Annotated in this window: 16 protein-coding genes; 6 read left to right on the top strand and 10 right to left on the bottom strand. The window is 50.8% G+C overall.

Annotated elements, in window-relative coordinates:
• Positions 1–19: 19 nt before the first annotated feature.
• From D515_RS15435 to D515_RS15390, 10 genes are all read right to left on the bottom strand, one after another.
• Entirely contained in the window at positions 20–796 is a 777-nt protein-coding gene (locus tag D515_RS15435; RefSeq protein WP_002539908.1) for an adenine nucleotide alpha hydrolase family protein, read from the bottom strand.
• Positions 783–1,982 carry an electron transfer flavoprotein subunit alpha/FixB family protein gene (locus D515_RS15430; RefSeq protein WP_002539907.1) on the bottom strand — a complete coding sequence of 400 codons (1,200 nt, stop codon included), beginning with the start codon at positions 1,980–1,982 and terminating at the stop codon, positions 783–785. The genes D515_RS15435 and D515_RS15430 overlap by 14 nt, the downstream gene beginning before the upstream one ends.
• Positions 1,983–3,899, bottom strand: coding sequence for a (Fe-S)-binding protein (locus tag D515_RS15425; RefSeq protein ID WP_002539906.1), 1,917 nt, complete (start codon positions 3,897–3,899; stop codon positions 1,983–1,985).
• Positions 3,900–3,919: 20 nt separating this feature from the next.
• Positions 3,920–5,980: an oxidoreductase gene (locus tag D515_RS15420; protein ID WP_002539905.1), complete on the bottom strand. Its 2,061-nt coding sequence runs from the start codon at positions 5,978–5,980 to the stop codon at positions 3,920–3,922.
• Positions 5,981–6,043: 63 nt separating this feature from the next.
• Entirely contained in the window at positions 6,044–6,577 is a 534-nt protein-coding gene (locus tag D515_RS15415) for a DUF5943 domain-containing protein (protein ID WP_002539904.1), read from the bottom strand.
• 22 nt (positions 6,578–6,599) lie between these two features.
• Positions 6,600–7,580 (bottom strand): dipeptidase, encoded by a 981-nt coding sequence (locus D515_RS15410; RefSeq protein ID WP_002539903.1) that lies wholly within the window; start codon positions 7,578–7,580, stop codon positions 6,600–6,602.
• Positions 7,581–7,714: 134 nt separating this feature from the next.
• On the bottom strand, positions 7,715–8,869 hold the full coding sequence (locus D515_RS15405; RefSeq protein ID WP_002539902.1) for a sterol desaturase family protein: 1,155 nt from the start codon (positions 8,867–8,869) through the stop codon (positions 7,715–7,717).
• 141 nt (positions 8,870–9,010) lie between these two features.
• On the bottom strand, positions 9,011–10,699 hold the full coding sequence (locus tag D515_RS15400) for a formate--tetrahydrofolate ligase (protein WP_239643989.1): 1,689 nt from the start codon (positions 10,697–10,699) through the stop codon (positions 9,011–9,013).
• A 114-nt stretch (positions 10,700–10,813) separates the two neighbouring features.
• Complete coding sequence (locus D515_RS15395; protein ID WP_002539900.1) at positions 10,814–11,704, bottom strand: methylenetetrahydrofolate reductase; 891 nt, start codon at positions 11,702–11,704, stop codon at positions 10,814–10,816.
• A gap of 48 nt (positions 11,705–11,752) precedes the next feature.
• Entirely contained in the window at positions 11,753–13,084 is a 1,332-nt protein-coding gene (locus D515_RS15390; protein ID WP_039850182.1) for a glycine cleavage T C-terminal barrel domain-containing protein, read from the bottom strand.
• Positions 13,085–13,371: 287 nt separating this feature from the next.
• Here D515_RS15390 and D515_RS15385 point away from each other — a divergent pair, with 287 nt between their 5' ends.
• From D515_RS15385 to D515_RS15360, 6 genes are all read left to right on the top strand, one after another.
• Positions 13,372–14,007, top strand: a complete 636-nt coding sequence (locus tag D515_RS15385; protein WP_002539898.1) for an SGNH/GDSL hydrolase family protein — start codon at positions 13,372–13,374, stop codon at positions 14,005–14,007.
• A gap of 331 nt (positions 14,008–14,338) precedes the next feature.
• Positions 14,339–14,857, top strand: a complete 519-nt coding sequence (locus tag D515_RS15380; RefSeq protein ID WP_002539897.1) for a lipocalin family protein — start codon at positions 14,339–14,341, stop codon at positions 14,855–14,857.
• Positions 14,858–15,169: 312 nt separating this feature from the next.
• On the top strand, positions 15,170–15,367 hold the full coding sequence (locus tag D515_RS15375) for a hypothetical protein (protein WP_039850181.1): 198 nt from the start codon (positions 15,170–15,172) through the stop codon (positions 15,365–15,367).
• A 33-nt stretch (positions 15,368–15,400) separates the two neighbouring features.
• Entirely contained in the window at positions 15,401–15,895 is a 495-nt protein-coding gene (locus D515_RS15370) for a GNAT family N-acetyltransferase (RefSeq protein WP_002539894.1), read from the top strand.
• A gap of 97 nt (positions 15,896–15,992) precedes the next feature.
• Positions 15,993–17,135: an ABC transporter substrate-binding protein gene (locus D515_RS15365; protein WP_039850180.1), complete on the top strand. Its 1,143-nt coding sequence runs from the start codon at positions 15,993–15,995 to the stop codon at positions 17,133–17,135.
• Between the two features lie 4 nt (positions 17,136–17,139).
• A complete protein-coding gene (locus D515_RS15360; RefSeq protein WP_039850179.1) occupies positions 17,140–18,522 on the top strand; it encodes a methyl-accepting chemotaxis protein in 1,383 nt (460 codons plus the stop codon).
• The last annotated feature ends 70 nt before the right edge of the window (positions 18,523–18,592 follow it).

Below are 18,592 nucleotides of genomic sequence, written 5' to 3'. Positions count from 1 at the left end.
GAGAACATTCAGATCAGGTTCAGACGAGCCCTTTTTCTCTCAGTAGAGAGAGAATAGCGTCCGCCGCTTCCTGTGGGTTTGGGTTCATCATCACCTTTCCGCCTGAAGATGCAGGCGCAGCGGTGGCGGCTTTGAAGCGGTCTCGGCTGGAGGCTTTCGCAGCGATGGTTTTGGTCCGCTTCGGACGTTTCTTGGCAGGCTGCCATTCCCAGCCCTGTTGCTCCAAATCCATTTTCACTTCAACTTCCAGCACGTTCACTAAACCGTCTCTCGCTTTGGTAAACGCGCTTTGCCTGGCTGCAGGCGCTGATGCGCTGGCAATCAGCACGGCAGGTAGTTCCACCCTTAGTTTTCTACGCTGACCGCCCGCCAAAGCCTGAAGCACTTCAACGTGGGAATCGGTATGCTTCATCACATTGACCACCTCCGGCACCACGGCTGCACCTAACCCATCAGCAACTAGATACGGCACCATGCCGGATGATTCCCCCTGCTCTGCCCGGGCACCGCAGAAAACCAGTTGGGGCTTCTGGGATGCAACGAAATCCGCCAGTGCCATGCTAGTGTCTGCTCCTTCAGGTTGCTTCAACACATTGACCTTGGAAACGCCCATACCAAGATATTCCCGAATAGCAGGTGATTGCGGATCTCCGGCAAACACAACCATTGCTGATTGAGACTGGGTCAAAGCCATTTCCAGCGCCTTGGCATCTCGCTCTGCCCGTCTTGGGCGGCCAGAGAGCGGGTGTTGACCGGCTGAAACCAGTACGAGGATGTTTGGGTTATCCGACATCATCAAGCTCTCCTTCACCACCAGAGGTTGCGTCAACCAATGCCTGCATCACCTCGCTGCTGTCAGCGATAATGCTGAGATCAGCGCGCTTGATCATGTCGCAGTTGGCATCGGTATTGAGTGCGATGACAGTTTCACAGGTCGTCATCCCCTGCAAATGCTGAATCGCGCCCGAAATACCTACCGCGACATAGACTTTGGCATTCACGTAAGTGCCGGTTGCACCCACTTGAGTCGTTCTCGGCATGTGTCCGTTATCGACAGCGACGCGGCTGGCCCCTTCTGTTGCGCCCAAAGCTTGCGCACATTGATGGAACAAGGCCCAGTTTCGAATTCCGTTACCACCGGAGAGAATAAAGCGGGTTTCCGCCAAAGGAATGTCAGCCGGATCAACGGCAACACCACCAAGATCAGTGACTTTCGGGATCACGCCCGCCACTTCTGCGACATCCAGAGAAGACGCCTCCGTGATAAAGCCCGCGATGGGGTCGGCCACTTGTTCTTCCACCAGCAATATTCTGGAAAGCTTCCGGTTAACGCTTTTCGAAGCGTCACCACCACCACAGTTCAGCTCGCCATCTGCAAATTGTTTGCCGCGGGTGATTGGCCGGACACCCAACGAGACCGCCAATCTTCTTGCTAAATCTCCACCGACTAAGGTGCCATCCGCGAATATCCAATGTTTGGGGGATAGCTCTGAATCAATGGTTTGTAATATCGCGAGCCAACTGTCAGGTGAGTAACTGGCTGCATCGAGCGTCAGCGCCCTGTCTGCGCCGGCCGAAGCAAGGTCATCTTCACGGCTGTGAAGGTTAATCATTACGACGGCTGTGCCATCGTCAGCCAGCGAATGCGCAAGTCCTAACATGTCTTTATCCAGCACCGTCAGCTTGGCACTGTCAGAATCCGAGAACACCACAATATAGTTGGAAGGATTAACAATGGTCCTGAGTGGCAGGCTTTGTTCTTGCTGTTTTTTCGCCACGCCAGCCGCGGCGATCGCAGCACCAGAGCGGTCAATCCGTTTGATGCCTTCCGCCGATAAGTACCCCTGCTTGTGGGGATTTTTGCGGTTTGTACCGCCTGACAGCAGCAAGTCATGGTCAACAGCCATCTCATCATACTGAGGATGCAGGCGATTTCTCAGGATATGTTCTTTACGGGGATCGCGTCGTTTGATGTCGTCCATTTACTCCCCCACCGCTTTTGCTTGGCCAGCGTCGGCGTTTTCTGCCACGGCATCGAGCAGCATGACCGCAATGTCTTTCACTTCTGGCCTTGGCATCACCACGCCTTCGAGCATTACTGCACACTGCGGGCAGGCAACCGCTACCATTTCTGCACCTGTCTCCCTGGCATCATCCATCCGCATATCTGCAATACGGTGTTCGCCCGGAATATCGGTGACTGGCGCACCACCTCCACCGCCGCAACAACGCGAGCGATAACCTGAACGCTCCATCTCACTGACAGTGAATCCCATACTACTCAAGAGGTAACGCGGTGCGTCATAGCCACCGTTGTAACGCCCAAGGTAACAAGGATCGTGATACGTCACCGATTGGGCTTTGGCCTGATTCAGCTTGATATCACCTTGCTCAACCAGCTTCGCCAGATACTCGGTGTGATGGAAAACATCATAGCTGCCGCCAAAGTCCGGATACTCGTTTTTCAACACATGGAAAGCGTGAGGATCCGGCGTAACAATCGATCGGAATTGGTATTTGTTCAGGGTTTTGACATTGGCAATCGCCAAGCGCTGGAAGGTCGCTTCATCGCCCAGACGACGCGCCAGATCGCCGCTATCCAATTCTTCATTACCCAAAATGGCGAAATCGATATTGGCGTTTCGAAGCAGTGCTACAACCGCACGGAGCGTGCGTTGGTAAGCTAAATCAAAGGCGCCATCACCTGCCCAAAGCAACACATCTGTAGTACCTACCTCTGACAGATGATTGAGCTTCAGATCGACGGACCAGTTCGCTCGGCTGTTGGGCGACAGGCCATTCGGGTTATCGGTTGCAATCAGGTTTTCCAATACCTCTGCGCCTTTTCCGACTGTTTCACCTTTTGCGAGCGTCAGGTGACGGCGCATATCGACGATGGCATCGACGTGTTCGATCATCATTGGGCATTCTTCAACACAGGCGCGACAGGTGGTGCACGACCAGACGGTTTCTGCATCCAGCAGACCTTCAAACAAAGGTTTATCCGGCGCTCCGCAACGGGCTTCATCAGATTTGCCAGGGTACTGGCTGCCTGCGTAATTTACGGTGTCACCGCCAGCCATGCCAACCACCATATCCTGAATCAGTTTCTTCGGATTCAGCGGCTGACCTGCGGCAAACGCGGGACAGACTTTTTCACAGCGCCCGCATTGCACGCAGGCATCAAATCCCAACAGCTGGTTCCAATAAAAATCGGATGGCTTTTCGACGCCCAGAGTTTGCTCGTCAAGATTGATTGGTTTCAATCCCGTTGATCGGCCACCGCCAAAACGTTCCTGACGACGGTGAAAACCAAGATGCAAGGCACCCGCAAAGGCGTGTTTCATTGGGCCGCCCCAGGTCATGCCAAACAGCAGGTCTGCTAAACCTAGCAGAATGCCAACGATAAGCAGTGCCGCGACGATGATGGGCACATTGCCGATGCCCAATAACAACAGCAACGACATCATCAAGCCAGAGAAGGAGAAAACCAGCAGACTGTTAGGTAGCCTCTGCCAAGGCCCTTTGGAAAGGTTCGCAGGCGGGTTTTCGCGACGTTTTTTCACTTTCACTGCACCAAACGCCATCGCAGCAAACGTCGCGCTCATCAGTGCGAATGTCAGTATATTGTCGAACCCCAGAATGAAAACCAGCACCATTAAAATGCCGGATGCCACAAAGCCCCCAGCAGTGGCGACGTGCGTGTTCGCAAACGCTTTGTCACGTGCAACCACGTCGTGAAGATCGACCAAATAGCGTCTGGGGATGGCAGCAAGGGCTTTCCCGATAGGAAGGCTAGCTGGCTTCCCTTGCTGCCAGAGACGAATCCGTTTGACTGCGCCCGCAATCGCCAGCGCAATCATGATGACTAACAAGGGACCGATAAGCGACGTCCACATCACAGCTACCCCGCAGTCGGTCAGAGGTCTTTAAACAGACGCAGTGAATCGTAGATGGCAGCGTGAATATTGCGCTGCGCGCTGCAATCCCCGATGCGATAAAGTAGATAACCGTCCGCCTGCTCAGCAAATGCGGGTTGTGGCTCGAAGGCAAACAGAGTGTCGATATCTACCTGGCCGCGGTTGCGGGAGCCTTCTTTGAGCGCATAGTAGAGCGCCTCGTCCGGTCTGACGCCGTTTTCAATCACTACCTGATCGACCACGCGCTCTTCGCGCACACCTGTGTATTCGTTTTCAAAGCGGGCAATCAGTTTGTCGCCCTCTTTGTAGACTTCTTCCAGCACCAGATCCGGCGTCATCACCACATCGCGCTCGTAAAGGCTGCGATAGTATGTGGGGAAGCTGGTACCGCCCACAGCGACACCCGGCTTGATATCATCAGTGACAATTTCCACCAACGAGCCTTTCGCCGCGAGATAATCCGCCACAGACATGCCCGCAAATTCGCAAATAGTGTCATACACCACCACGTTTTTGCCCGGCTCAACTGCACCGCTTAGAATGTCCCAACTGCTCACCACCAGACCGTCATCACCGCCCCATTTGGCTTCCTGATTGATAAACGGTTTACCGCCGACAGCCAGTACCACAACATCGGGCGATTGCGCCAAAATAGTGGCTTCATACGCTGCCGTGTCGAATACAAGGTTCACCCCCAAACGGCGCAGTTCCAGATCGAACCAGCGGGTAATACCTGCGATCTGCTCACGTTGCGGTGCAGCCGCTGCCAGCGTGATTTGCCCACCCAGTTCGCTGTTTTTCTCAAACAAAGTGACCTGATGACCACGCTCGGCGCAGACACGCGCGGCTTCCATGCCACCGGGGCCACCGCCAACAACAACCACTTTGCGAATTGGGCCGTCGGTTTTGCTGATGATATGAGGTACTTTGGCTTCGCGAGATGTCGCTGCGTTTTGGATACAGAGGACATCAATACCCTGATATTGGCGGTCAATGCAGTAGTTGGCACCGACACACTGACGGATTTGATCTGTCTGGCCCAGCTTCACTTTGGTGATGAGATGAGGATCTGCGATGTGGGCGCGTGTCATACCGACAAAGTCAATCAATCCGCTTTCCAGCGCACGCGCAGCCTGTACCGGATCTTTGATGTTTTGTGCATGCATCACAGGCACATTCACCACGCTGCGAATTCCTGCGGCAAGGTGAATAAATGGCTCTGGCGGGTAAGTCATATTCGGGATGACGTTCGCCAAGGTGTTGTGGGTATCACAGCCCGAGCCGACCACGCTGAAGAAATCGATCATGCCGAGCCCATCATAGTAAGCCGCGATTTCTTTCATGTTCTCGTGGTCAAGGCCGTCAGGATGGAATTCATCCCCCGTCATGCGGATACCCACTGCGAAATCCGGCCCCACTTCCGCACGCACCGCTTTCAGAATTTCTACGCCAAAGCGCATGCGGTTTTCGAAGCTGCCACCCCATTCATCGGTACGACGGTTAACACGCGGACTCCAGAACTGATCGACCAAGTGCTGGTGGGCAAATGAGAGCTCAACGCCGTCCAAGCCACCTTCTTTTGCACGACGGACGGCTTGCGCGAAATCATCGATAATACGCCAGATTTCTTCAGGTTCAATGGTTTTACAGGTCGCACGGTGAACCGGTTCGCGAATACCGCTTGGGCTCATCAGGGTCGGCCAGTTGCCACCATCCCAACGGGAACGGCGTCCCATGTGGGTCAGTTGGATCATGATAGCCGCGCCATGTTTATGCATGGCATCAGCAAGGTTCTGGAAGTGTGGAATAACCTCATCGGTACTGACGTTCACCGAACTCCACCAATGCTGCGGACTGTCGATAGACACCGGGCTTGAACCGCCGCAGACACAAAGGCCAATACCGCCTTTGGCTTTCTCTTCGTAGTACTTGATGTAGCGCTCAGTCGGCATGCCATTTTCCGTCGCATACACCTCGGCATGTGCCGTACTGATCACCCGGTTTCTGATCGTCAGCTTGTTGATCGCAAGCGGCTGAAAAATAGCGTCGAACTGAGACATTGCACTTCCTTATTTTGTTTTGAGGTCCTAGGACCTGCTTTTCCTAGGATCCAGAACCTTCTCTTACCCAATCGGCTTCACTTCAAACAGTCCAAAATCGCAGCCTTCTTCAGAGCCGCTTTGTAATTGCACTGCCTGGGTTTTGAACGGAAAGCCGACACTCTCCGTCACCTGATCCATGGCACCGGCAAACCAGCCCGTGAACATGTAATCCACCTTGCGGTTGACCTTGCCGTAGTAATACACAAACGCGGAGTTTTCGAGCCGCACTCGTGCCGTTCCCTGAGAAACATCCAGATGCTCGATAAAGAACTGTCCCCAACCGCGCTGGGAAAGACGCTTCATGTAATGGTCGAACACTTCTGCACCTGAGATGCCGTGGGTTTCCCCCTCCTGCTCGCACCAGAAATAAGCGGATTTGTAGCCTGCTTTGTAGAGCAAATCCGCGTATTGATCTGCGCCAATGGCGTCTTCCACCGCTGCGTGGTTATTGATGAAAAAGTGTCGGGGGACATAGAGCATGGGCAAGCCATCGGTGCTCCAAACGCCAGTTTCGTCGTCGACCTGAATAGGGATTTCCGGTGGATGATGACCCATTAATGCTTCCTCTCTTTCTGGCTTATTTGCCCCAAACGTCTTTAAGAACTTTGACCCAGTTGCCACCCATGATTTTCTGCACTTTCTCTGGCGACCAACCGCTGTCGAGTAACGCCGCCGTCAGATTCGGGAATTCACCCACGGTGCGGATACCTTTCGGGTTGATGATTTCGCCAAATTTGGTCAGCCTTCTTGCGTAGCCTTTGTCATGGGTAATCCATTCAAAGAATTCCTGATCGTGACCTTGGGTGAAGTCAGTGCCGATACCAACACAATCTTCACCGACCAGATCAACGATATAGTCGATGGCTTCGACGTAATCTTCGATGGTAGAATTGATGCCGTTTTTCAGGAAAGGGGCGAACATGGTGACGCCGATAAAGCCGCCGTGGTCACCAATGAACTTCAGCTCTTCATCGGATTTATTGCGGGGATGATCTTTCAAACCGAGTGGTAGACAGTGCGAATAGCAAACCGGCTTTTTCGATTCCAGAATGACTTCTTCCGAGGTTTTTGGCCCGACATGGGAAAGGTCACACATGATGCCGACACGGTTCATTTCCGCGACGACTTCACGGCCATAACCGGATAAACCACCATCGCGCTCGTAGCAACCTGTACCGACCAAGTTTTGGGTGTTGTAAGCCATTTGCGCGATACCTACACCCAGCTTTTTGAAAATCTCGATATAGCCAAGTTTGTCCTCAAACGCATGAACATTCTGAAAGCCCAGCATGATGCCGGTTTTACCTTCACGCTTGGCAGCAAGAATATCTTCTGTGGTGTGCACCGGACGAATGAGGTCGCTGTTTTCACGCAGTAATTGGTTGAATTCGACAATGTTATCGACGGTACCCTGAAAACCTTCCCATACCGAAACCGTGCAATTGGCAGCCGTCAGCCCACCTTTTGCCATGTCTTCAAACAGTTCCCGGTTCCATTTGGCGATAATCAGGCCATCAATGATGATGGAATCTCGATGCAGCGCTAGAGCATCTGACATGGGTGCGTCCTTTGTTGGTTTTTCCTTTTCTATATTTAGCCAACTTAAACAACACTCAGCTGATCCAGCGATGCGAATGCGACAGGATGTATTTGGAATGCGCCGCGAACGGCGCATAGAGGAGAGTTTTGAATTTATTTTTGCTTTCTAATCAGTGCTGTAAGCGGATACAGAGTTTGTCCGATGACGCCCTTCGGCATAGGTTTGGTGGTGCCATATTTTGCTGGCCAATGCTGTTTAGGCATGTGCATGGTGCCGAACAACCAGTCAAACAGCACCAAATGTGCACTGTAATTGGTATCGATCGCAGGCTTTTCTGAGCTATGATGCCAGTGATGGAATTGCGGCGTCACAAAGATATATTTCAGAAAACCAAAGTGCATGCGGGTGTTACAGTGAATCAATACCGCTTGCAGCGCTGCGAAAGCCACGTAAGCATTCAATGCAGCCTCTGAAGGCCCCAGCAAATACAGTGGCACCATCACCATTGTACGCTCTGAAAACACTTGAATGAAGTGACCTCGAGAGCCTGCCAACCAATCCAGCTCTTCCACCGAGTGGTGAACCGCATGAACCGGCCACAGCGCTTTTACTTCGTGGAACAGGCGATGTTCCCAGTAAAGAACAAAGTCCGCAGCAATCAGAATCAGTACGAATTGAACAATGACTGGCAGGGATTGCATTGACTCTTGCAATGAAGCGCTCACTGCCCAGTCAAAATGCGAGGTATGGTAGTTGGCATAAATCAGGATGGCGGAAATCGCCAGATGGTTAAAACAGAAATAGAAGAAGTCCGTTTCCCATTCTTTACGCAAGATAACTTGGTTCTTGTACTTAGGCAGCAGCTTTTCCAGCGTCATAAAAATCGCCGCAGAGCCCAAAAATGCCAGGATTAACCAATCCACTCCCAAGGAGAGTTCTTTCGGCTCAACCGGGCCAACGGGAACGGTATACCCACCCAAAGCAAAAGCCACCAGCGTCAGCAGTATGCCGATGCAACCCAGACGACGATACCTTTTCAGCAGGTGCGTCATTGCACCAAAGAAAAGAGAAAAGTACATGCCGTATTTCAGAACATGTTGCAGGCTTTCCGCATCGTAGGTTTTACGAAGTTCAGTCGTGGTGAGATAGGAAGGAAAGAGATAGGCCAGTACAGCAAGCAGCGACAAACCACCCAAAGTCACGGATAGATAGCCACTGATTTTGCCTTCGCCAAGACGAAACGCGCGGTCGGTATCTAACTCAACCTGACGTTCCTGATATTGATACGGTTTGTCCTTCTTACACATCACTTGCTCCTGCTGCCAAATCGCTTGGAATTGAATGACAAGTACTTTACGTGCTTCAAGGCAGGAGAAAAACGTTCAAGAAATAAGTAACAAAAAGCGCTACCCAAGGTAGCGCTTTTTGACACTTAAATCAGAGGGCACTCAGAACAGTCCAACAATCTCGCCATCATCATCCAGAGAGATGCTGAGCGCGGCGGGCTTACGCGGCAGTCCTGGCATGGTCATGACATCACCACAAATCGCGACAACAAAGCCTGCACCCGCCATCAGGCGAAGTTCACGCACAGGCAGTATGTGTCCTGACGGTGCGCCAAGCTCCGATGGCTCTGAGGTAAAACTGTAAGGTGTTTTCGCGATACAGACAGGGAGATGCCCGTAACCTAACTGGTGGATTTCATCGAGCTGCTTTTGAGCTGCAATGTTGAACTGCACGTCTTCCGCGCCATAGAGAGCGGTGGCAACTTTGCGGATTTTGTCATCAATCGGCAGGTCGTCTTCGTAGAGGAATTGCACATCTGGCGCTTCACCGTCCAAAATGGTTTTCACTGCTTCAGCAACCGCTTTGGCACCGACACCACCTTCTGCCCAATGCTGTGCTTCTTCGACGCGCGCCCCCAGGCTCAGGCAAACTTCTTTGATGATTGAAAGCTCCTTGGCATCATCGGTCGGGAAACGGTTGATAGCTACCACAGGCGTAAGGCCAAACTTCTGCATGTTTTCGATATGGCGTTTAAGGTTGGCTGAACCAAGCTTCACCGCGTCAGCGTCTACTGAATCCAATTTGTCTTTCGCGACGCCACCCTGCATTTTCAGAGCGCGTACGGTGCATACCAATACGGCCGCATCCGGTCTCAAACCAGAAATACGGCATTTGATGTCGATGAACTTCTCTGCGCCTAAGTCCGCACCAAAGCCCGCTTCCGTCACTACAACATCGGTTAGACCCATGGCTGTGCGGGTCGCCATCACAGAGTTACAGCCATGAGCGATATTGGCGAACGGACCGCCATGAATAAGCGCCGGGTTGTGCTCCAAGGTCTGGATAAGGTTTGGTTGAATCGCGTCTTTCAAAAGCACCGTCATTGCGCCTTCTGCGCCTAAATCACGCGCGGTCACTGGCTTGTTGTCACGGTCGCGTCCAATGATGATGTTACCCAGACGACGTTGAAGATCTTTTCTGTCTTCTGCCAGACAAAGGATTGCCATGATTTCAGACGCTACGGTAATGTCGAAACCAGATTCTCGCGGCTGACCATGCGCAGGACCGCCCAATCCCACTAAGGTATGGCGAAGCGCGCGGTCATTCATGTCCATCACACGACGCCATGATACTTTGCGCGCATCCAGATTAAGCTCGTTACCCCAGTGGATGTGGTTATCAATCAAGGCTGCAAGCAGGTTATGAGCAGAGGTGATCGCATGAAAATCACCGTTGAAGTGGAGGTTTAAATCTTCCATCGGAATGGCTTGCGCACGGCCACCGCCAGCAGCACCACCCTTCACGCCAAAACATGGGCCCAGTGAAGGTTCGCGTAAACAAACGCTGGCGCTAACGCCGATAGCATTCAGTGCATCTGCCAGACCAATACTGGTGGTGGTTTTTCCTTCCCCAGCAGGGGTCGGCGTAATTGCGGTGACCAGCACGAGTTTGCCCACTTTCGAGGTGGTATCAATCTGTGACAAATCCAGTTTGGCTTTGTAATGCCCAAACGGGATCAAAGCATGTGCGGCCACGCCGAGTTTACGCTGGGCCACTTCAAAGATCGGCCAAGGTTTTACAGCGCGGGCGATTTCAATATCCGGCGCGCCGGGTGGAGGTAAAGCTGTCATATTTTCAGTCACTAATACGGTATTATTTTGATTATTCATTAGAGTGCCCCAAATTTCACTCTTTTAGGGTCTCAGCATCAAAACTAAATGCCAACGCACATACCCTAAATTGGATTATCTGGCTTTGTTAGCGAGCCATTCGGCAGATTGTTTCAGTCCACCAAACGGAAACAAATGGATCCCCTTCAATACAGATTCCGACCTATTCGATTGATAAACTGCCATCCCTTCCAGCAATGCATCTGGCGTCCAAGGTCTGAGCAGCCTGACGGCATTTAGGTTCTTGGTCAGTGCCTTTGCGGATGTTGCCACCCCGCACTGCGCAGCGTAAGAGAGCAGATTTTTCAAACGCGTAGGCCCAGCAAGTCCGAGATAAACCGGAATGCCAGCAAGTATGGTTTGGTGTTCATCGAGCCACTGCTCCAAAACCGTCTGATCAAACGAGAATTGCGTCACCACCCAAAGGGATAGTCCGTGCTCTTTGGCATAATTTCGTTTGAATTCAAGGGCATTTTTCAGCGTTGTTTGGTCGGCGTGGGGATGTCCTTCGGGATGCCCCGCAACACCAAAGCTTTCAATGCCGTATTCCTGCAACAAACCAGATTGCAGAAGCTGCATGGTATCCGCATAAGGCCCCTGCACAGTTTCAATATCGCCAGATATAAGCAGTAGTTGCTTTACGCCCAGCACTTTGAGCGCCAACAACCATTCACGAAGTTTTTCTTCACTGGGGACAGCGCGTGCAGGAAGATGAGGAACCGGAACCGCCCCCCAAATCAACAGGGTTTTACAGGTATCGAAAGCATCTTCAAAGTTTGAAGAGGGAAGAAAAGGCACGTACACACGGATACCTTCCGGTAGCCATTCCGGGCGATTTTCCAATGCGCTCACTTGACGCGGTGTCGCTTCTAGAGAGGCATGATAAATAAGCTCTGCCGCAGCAAAAGCGGGATCGGGAAGCTGAGGCATACAATCAACTTTGCCTTGTTCAAAATTCATGGTCATGAGCATTTCGCCAGAAAGAGGCGGCGCATTGCACCGCCAGCATATAGGTCAGGAAACAGGCGCGCTGGTGCGCGATTTCTCCACTTCACGGGAATTAGGATTCACTGAAGGCCGGAAGGGTATACTGACGACCTCGGCTTCGACAACCTCCCCGCCAAATTCCGTTGGCAACGCCACCCTGTATTTGGTACCGACATCCCGTCCATTCCACGGTACATGGCAAAGCGCGATGTTGGTTTCCAGCTCTGGGCTATACCAAGGCGATGTCACATAGCCGACCGCATCATCGCCCTCTTCGCCATAAATCAGCCAAAAATCGTTGGCGTAATCGATCACTGGCTCGCCACCGAAGACAATCCCAACCATACCAAGCGGGTACGGTGAATATCCGGTATCAATTTGCGCTCTCGCTTTCTCAAGCGCCGCCTTGCCTATGTAGTCGCCCTCTTTGTCTTTCGGCACTTGATAGGCGAGGTTACATTGGAAGGGAGACACCTCCTGATCAACATCCTGCCCCCAGGAAAGAATGCCAGCGGCAATGCGGCGGTGATGGGCTACGGCGGTCACTTTCAGGTTGTGCTTTTCACCTGCTTCCAGCACGCCATACCAGACTTTTTCCGCGTTCAACGTCGCGTCCAAGCAGTAGATTTCGTAGCCCTTTTCGCCGCTGAACCCGGTCTGGGAGATAATCACGTCCGCGCCATTGAGCGTGCCTTCCATCAAACCATAAAAGGGAATATCACTGACAGCTGAGCCAAACAAATCCGTCATCAGCGCTTCAGATTTTGGCCCTTGGATTTGTACCGGACAGACATCAATTTCTGCAATGGTGACATCAAAGCCTTTACCAATGTTCACGCCACGAAGCCAAAATTCGATGTCACTGTCTGAAATCGAAAACCAGAACTCATCTTCCGCAATGCGCAAAAGCACTGGGTCATTCATGATCCCGCCTTCTTCGTTACACAAGATCACGTACTTTCCGCGCATGGGTTTGATGATGTTTGCTGGGCGAGTGATAACAAAGTCGACGAACTTTTCAGCGTCCGGCCCTTTCACTTGAATCTGGCGCTCAACCGCAACATTCCACATCGCCACGTGATTGACCAACGCATCATACTCCGCCATCACGCCGCCTTGTTCTTTGGGAATATGGGCGCGGGGGTGATACATGCGGTTATAAATCGTGGCCTGCCAGCAGTCAGATTCGTAAGAGAGATGCCAATAGGGAGATTTCCTCACCCGTGTAGAAATCAGAAGTTCGACCGGTGTGGGACCGGACTGCCTGAGATTAATCGGCACTCGTCGGTTAGATTGATCAACAGAGGTTGTGTGCCTGGCTGCTGCCGCTCGCTTCTGCATGGGTGTTTTTTCATTCATTGCATCTGAACTCCTTGTATTCGGAACCCTATCTGTCCAAAACGCTGACGTTCCTTAAGGCAGATCCCACACCGTCCGTTGATTGGATGCTTCGCCCTTTGTTGAAAAGCGCTTTCTTGATGATGAGTTAGCCTCACCCTGTTGCCTAAACTGAGCCGTTTTAAACATCCAAGCCATTCAACACGCGACACGGTAAAAATGAAAAGCGTCAAACCATCGCAGTCAATTGACGACGAATCTCATCAATCATCGTAAAATGGAAGCAATCAATATAAAGGGATATCTCAATGCCACGGATTTTATGTTTCGGTGATTCAAATACTTGGGGTTATAACCCTTCAAATGGCTCGCGCTGGGGCGAGGGCATTCGCTGGACATCACGCCTTCAAGACGCGCTCAACATTGACAAAGACGACGGCTCCGAAGACCGTTTTGTGATTGTTGAGGAAGGGCTCAATGGACGCACCACAGTGTGGAATGACCCAATGAAGCCTTACCGCGATGGAAGCGCCGTTCTGCCCATGCTGCTGCTCTCTCACCGTCCACTGGATGGCGTGGTGATCACACTCGGCACCAATGACTTGAAGTCCCAGTTTCCTTCAGAGCCAGCCTGGATTGCAGAAGGTATTCGCAAGCTGATTGGTCAAGTCAGAGAGTGCGACAACGCAGGTCACCCGACACCACGTATTTTGATTGTTTCGCCTGCGCCAATGCACGACGCCAACAACTGGGCTTCAGGTTTTCGTGATGGTCGGCAGAAGTCTCTTGAGCTTGCGAGCTTTTTCCGTGCAGTGGCTGAGGAAGAAGGCTGCGATTTCTTCGAAGCAGCCACCGTCTGTGAGGCATCACCTATTGATGGCCTCCATCTTGATGAAACAGGTCATGCGGCATTGGCTGATGCACTGACGAAAATTCTTCGTTAAATGACCCACTAGGGTTTTGGCATCGTACTATACCCAAACGACCTGAAGATGCTCGCATTTAGAGGTCATCAATGCGTTCAATTCGAGGCAAATTTTACGATGAATAGTCATTCTATTTCCGTGGAATTTAACGAAGAAGTGGGCGCATTGAGGCCCTCCCTTCGGGCGAGTTGACTGACACCGTGCTCTTTGTTGTTCCTTTTTGATGGAGGTGACTACACCTGCAAAGGAACGCCGCGATCACAATGCCAGTCAATTTCGCTGAATCCTGCATCTTCAGGTTGTTTGGGTATAAAACACACTAACCAACAATAAAAAGAAGACACGATTTATGTTTAAAGCGCTTTTGATTGCGGCTTCTCTTTTTGGCCTGACCGCCTGCCAATCCGTTCCTGAAGGTGTTGAGCCTGTCACTGGATTTGACGAACAACGCTACTTAGGGAAATGGTACGAAATCGCAAGACTCGACCACTCCTTCGAGCGCGGCCTTTCTTCCGTCTCAGCGGAATACACACCACGCGAAGATGGTGGCATCAACGTCATTAACCGTGGTTACAGCGATGAAGACAAAGAATGGAGTGAAGCTTTAGGCCGAGCCTACTTCGTCGCCGAACGTGATGTCGCCCATTTGAAAGTCTCCTTCTTTGGTCCTTTCTACTCGTCTTACGTGGTGTTTGGATTGGGTGAAAACTACGATTACGCCTTCGTTTCTGGCTTCAATACAGATTACCTATGGCTGCTAGCGAGAACACCAGAGGTTTCGGAAGAGGTAATGCAGAAATTCATCGAAGCTGCCAAATCCCGTGGCTTTGATACTGAGGCTCTGATTTACCCTAGTCACAGCGAATAGGCGTCTGCATTTTTCGATATTAATCGCAAAACTTCAGTGCTCTTGGAAAGCAAGTAACACATGCTTTCTGCGCTTGAAATGACATCCTAACAATTTTAAGAATGGCCGCTTTGAGTAACTTTAAGCGGCTAATTTCATTACAATTGGGTGACAAGTCTAATTTTCTGGTTAATTTTTGCACCAACTCTGCCGCTTATGACACCAAGCGCTACACTTCGATTGACTGAAACAATCCGTTTCAAAACCAGATTGTTTCCTTGAGTCGCTTTCTGATTAAATAGCCCAACACTAATAACAAAAAAGTTAATAACAATGCCTATTACAACTGATACTCCGGCGACGCGTAATGCACTCGCCAGACTTAACGACGACGTTCTAAATTCGATGGACAACGAGGGCAACTGCACGGTGAAAGTGAGTGATCTCTCCACCCTGTTGGCTGCCTACAAAATTGAACTTAACAAAGCTCGCTCGCTGAAAAAGTCCCTGTCTGAAACGTCAGAGGTCTAAACTCAACGCCGCGGTCGCAGAACACCGGGAACTATGCCGATATCACTGACAAAATCTAATCATCCTGACGATTGGCGAACAATTGAAGGGTTTCTTTTCGAAGCCATTGAAAGACTCGAAAGCGCGGGGATCCCCCTTTGGGAGCGTGAAGAGGTCTCGGTGTCTGCACTACAAAAAGCATACGGCGATGACAGTCTTTATCTGGTCAAAGAAGAAGACAAGATCATCGGCGGTGTCTTCATCCTAGAAAAGGATGCTCTTTTCTGGCCTCAAATCACTGCTAATGACTCTTTGTTTTTTCACAAACTAGTGATTGGCGATGCCTTTATCACCCGTGGTATTGGTCATCGCGTTTTACAAGCTATGGTGGACTTAGTTAAGTCAGAGGGAAGACAGTGGCTGCGCTGTGATTGCCACGGTGATAGGCCAAGGCTTCGCAATTTCTACGAATCGTTCGGCTTTTATTTCATTGACCGGCGAGAAGTCGAAGGCTTCGATGCCGCGCTTTACGAATATCCCTGCCTATAACCAGCACTGATTTCGACATCACAAAATCTCAACAATGAAACATTGGTTATGTTTCCTATACTCACTAATAACCAAATAGTTAGTAAGGGGCTTTGTGATGAAATTCTTACGCTGGATAATGGTGTCCTTTCTCGCGCTACCATATACCGTTTTTGCTGAGGTCGGTGTCACTGATACCACCATAACTTTCGGCATGAGTAATGCACTTTCCGGCCCAGCCTCGGGTTTAGGCACAGGGGTGAAAGCGGGTACCCTCGCCTACTTTGAGAAAATTAACCAGCAAGGCGGCGTTCATGGCAGGCAGATCAAGGTCATATCCCTTGATGACGGTTACGAGCCGGATCGCGCAGCGAAGAATGCGAAGAGGCTGATTTACACTGACAAAGTCTTTGCGCTCGTAAGTTTCGTTGGCACACCAACTTCGAAAGCCGTCGTTCCCGAAGTGAACCGCGCAAAGGTCCCTTATATCGGCCCTTTCACCGGCGCAGAGTTTCTCCGCGCGCCTGCCAATCCGAATATTTTTAATATCCGCGCAAGCTACTTCAATGAAACAGAAAAGCTGGTTAACCATTTCATTAATGATTTGGGATACAAGAAAATTGCCGTGTTTATTCAGGACGACGGCTATGGCGCAGCAGGTAAAGCGGGCGTGCAACGCGCGCTAAGAAAACGCGGTCTCAAAATCCATGCGGAAGGCAGATACACCCGAAATACATTGGATGTCGAGCAAGGGCTGAACAGCATCATGAGCAAAAATCCGGATGCTGTAATTTTGGTCGGCGCTTACAAAGCCTGTGGTGCCTTCATCAAACTGGCAAATCAGAAAGGCTTTGACGCTAAGTTCGCCAATATCTCTTTTGTGGGCACTAAAAAGCTGATTGCAGAATTAGGTGCTGACGGCGACGGCAGTTATATCTCCCAGGTCATGCCGAACCCAGATGAAAGTGACCTTCGCATTATTAAAGACTTCAAAAAAGATCTCGCCGCCCAAGGCGTTGAGAGCCCTTACTACACTCAACTGGAAGGCTATTTAAATGCCATGGTGATAGTTGAAGCCTTACAACAGGCTGGTCAATCACTCACCCGATCAAATTTTGTCAGCGCGATGGAAAACATCAGCAACAAGAGCTTTGGTGGCCTTAATGTGAACTTCAGTAAGTCAGATAGACAGGGCCTGGACGATGTATACCTGACGAAAATCGAGAATGGCAAAGCGGTTCCAGTCAACAGTATGAAGTGAAGCCATGAATAAGTGGATGTCGTTTTTTAAAGGGTTGTCGCTTAAGTACCGGATTCTGGTTCCCTTGATCGGGAGTATCACCGCATTGCTGGTTTTGGCGGCCGTATTCTTCCACCACATGACTGCGCAGGAGCTTTCCCAGATACAAAAAGGGAAGGTGCAGTCATTGGCCAACTTTCTGAATCAATCCAGCAAGACATACATCATGAATTATGACTTGTCGGCGTTGGAGGAGTTTGTTCAGGTTGGCATGAAAGATCAGGATATTGACCATATCCAGTTTATGGACAGCCTTGGGGTGCCTTACACAGAAACAGCCCCTAAGGAAGCCAATGACGGAGCACTGAAGTACTCGGAGGAAATCCTCGCTCCTGATGGTACTTTGCTCGGTGTGCTGAATATTACCTACAACGAGAAGGCTTCAACGGCGGCACTGCAAAGGAATCTGCAAGTGGTGCTGTTTTGCTTTGTCAGCATCATCATTCTGCTTTGCCTGATCATCTACTTTGTTTCGATGCGACTTTCTAAGCCGCTGATTTCAATCACCAAAGACCTCGCCTATGTATCTGAAGCTGCTCAGGAGAATTCCCAGCTTGTTCTACAAGGCGCAAAAGACATTGCCAATGGAGTAGAGAAACAGCGGAGCGCACTGGATTCGAATGTATCTGCCATGTCTGAAATCCGGGAGATGGTGGAGCGTACCAATGAAAACGTCCTGACCTGTCTGGATGTGTCAAAAGGCACGTTAGCGCTCAGCTCTGACGGCAGCAAGAACATGGACAAGATGGCGCATTCGGTCGTGCTGATTGAAAACTCCAACAAGCAATTGCAGGAGATAAACGAGATCATCAGAAAGATCTCCGACTACACAAAGGTCATTCATGACATTGTTTTTCAAACCAAGCTGCTGTCACTCAATGCTTCTATAGAAGCCGAGCGTGCAGGTGAGCACGGACGTGGGTTCGCCGTTGTGGCTCAGGAAGTGGGACAGTTGGCCTTAATGTCGGGTCAGGCATCGCAAGATATCGATAAGCTGCTGAAAGACTCGATGGTCACCGTTGGCCAGATAGTGCAAGACACTGAGTTGCGGGTAAAGGAAAGTAAGGCGCTTTCAGAACAAACCCAGGTCAGTTTTTCGAATATCTCCAACAAAATTGAAGGGTTGGCGCAGGAAATTGATTCCTTTAGTCAGGCGTTCAACCAGCAAATGAAAGGCCTCATTCAAGTGAATTCTGCCATGGAATCCATGACAGGAATCGTCAACAATAACCACCAGATTGCCAATGAAACCTCAGAAGTCTCGATGAGTTACAAAGAACAGAGCCTGAAACTTAAGCAGGTAACTGAGACCATCGAGGATCTCATCAAAGGTAACCGGCAAAGCTAGCTGCTTGCCAAAGTCCGCTGAAAGAAACCTCCTCCATTGCAGTTCTTCTTTTTCATAGAAAAGGAGAGCT

The sequence above is a fragment of the Grimontia indica genome (assembly GCF_000333895.2).
GTDB classification, from domain to species: domain Bacteria; phylum Pseudomonadota; class Gammaproteobacteria; order Enterobacterales; family Vibrionaceae; genus Enterovibrio; species Enterovibrio indicus.
Note: the sequence above shows the minus strand (reverse complement) of the source record. Positions and strands in the feature narration are given on the sequence as shown.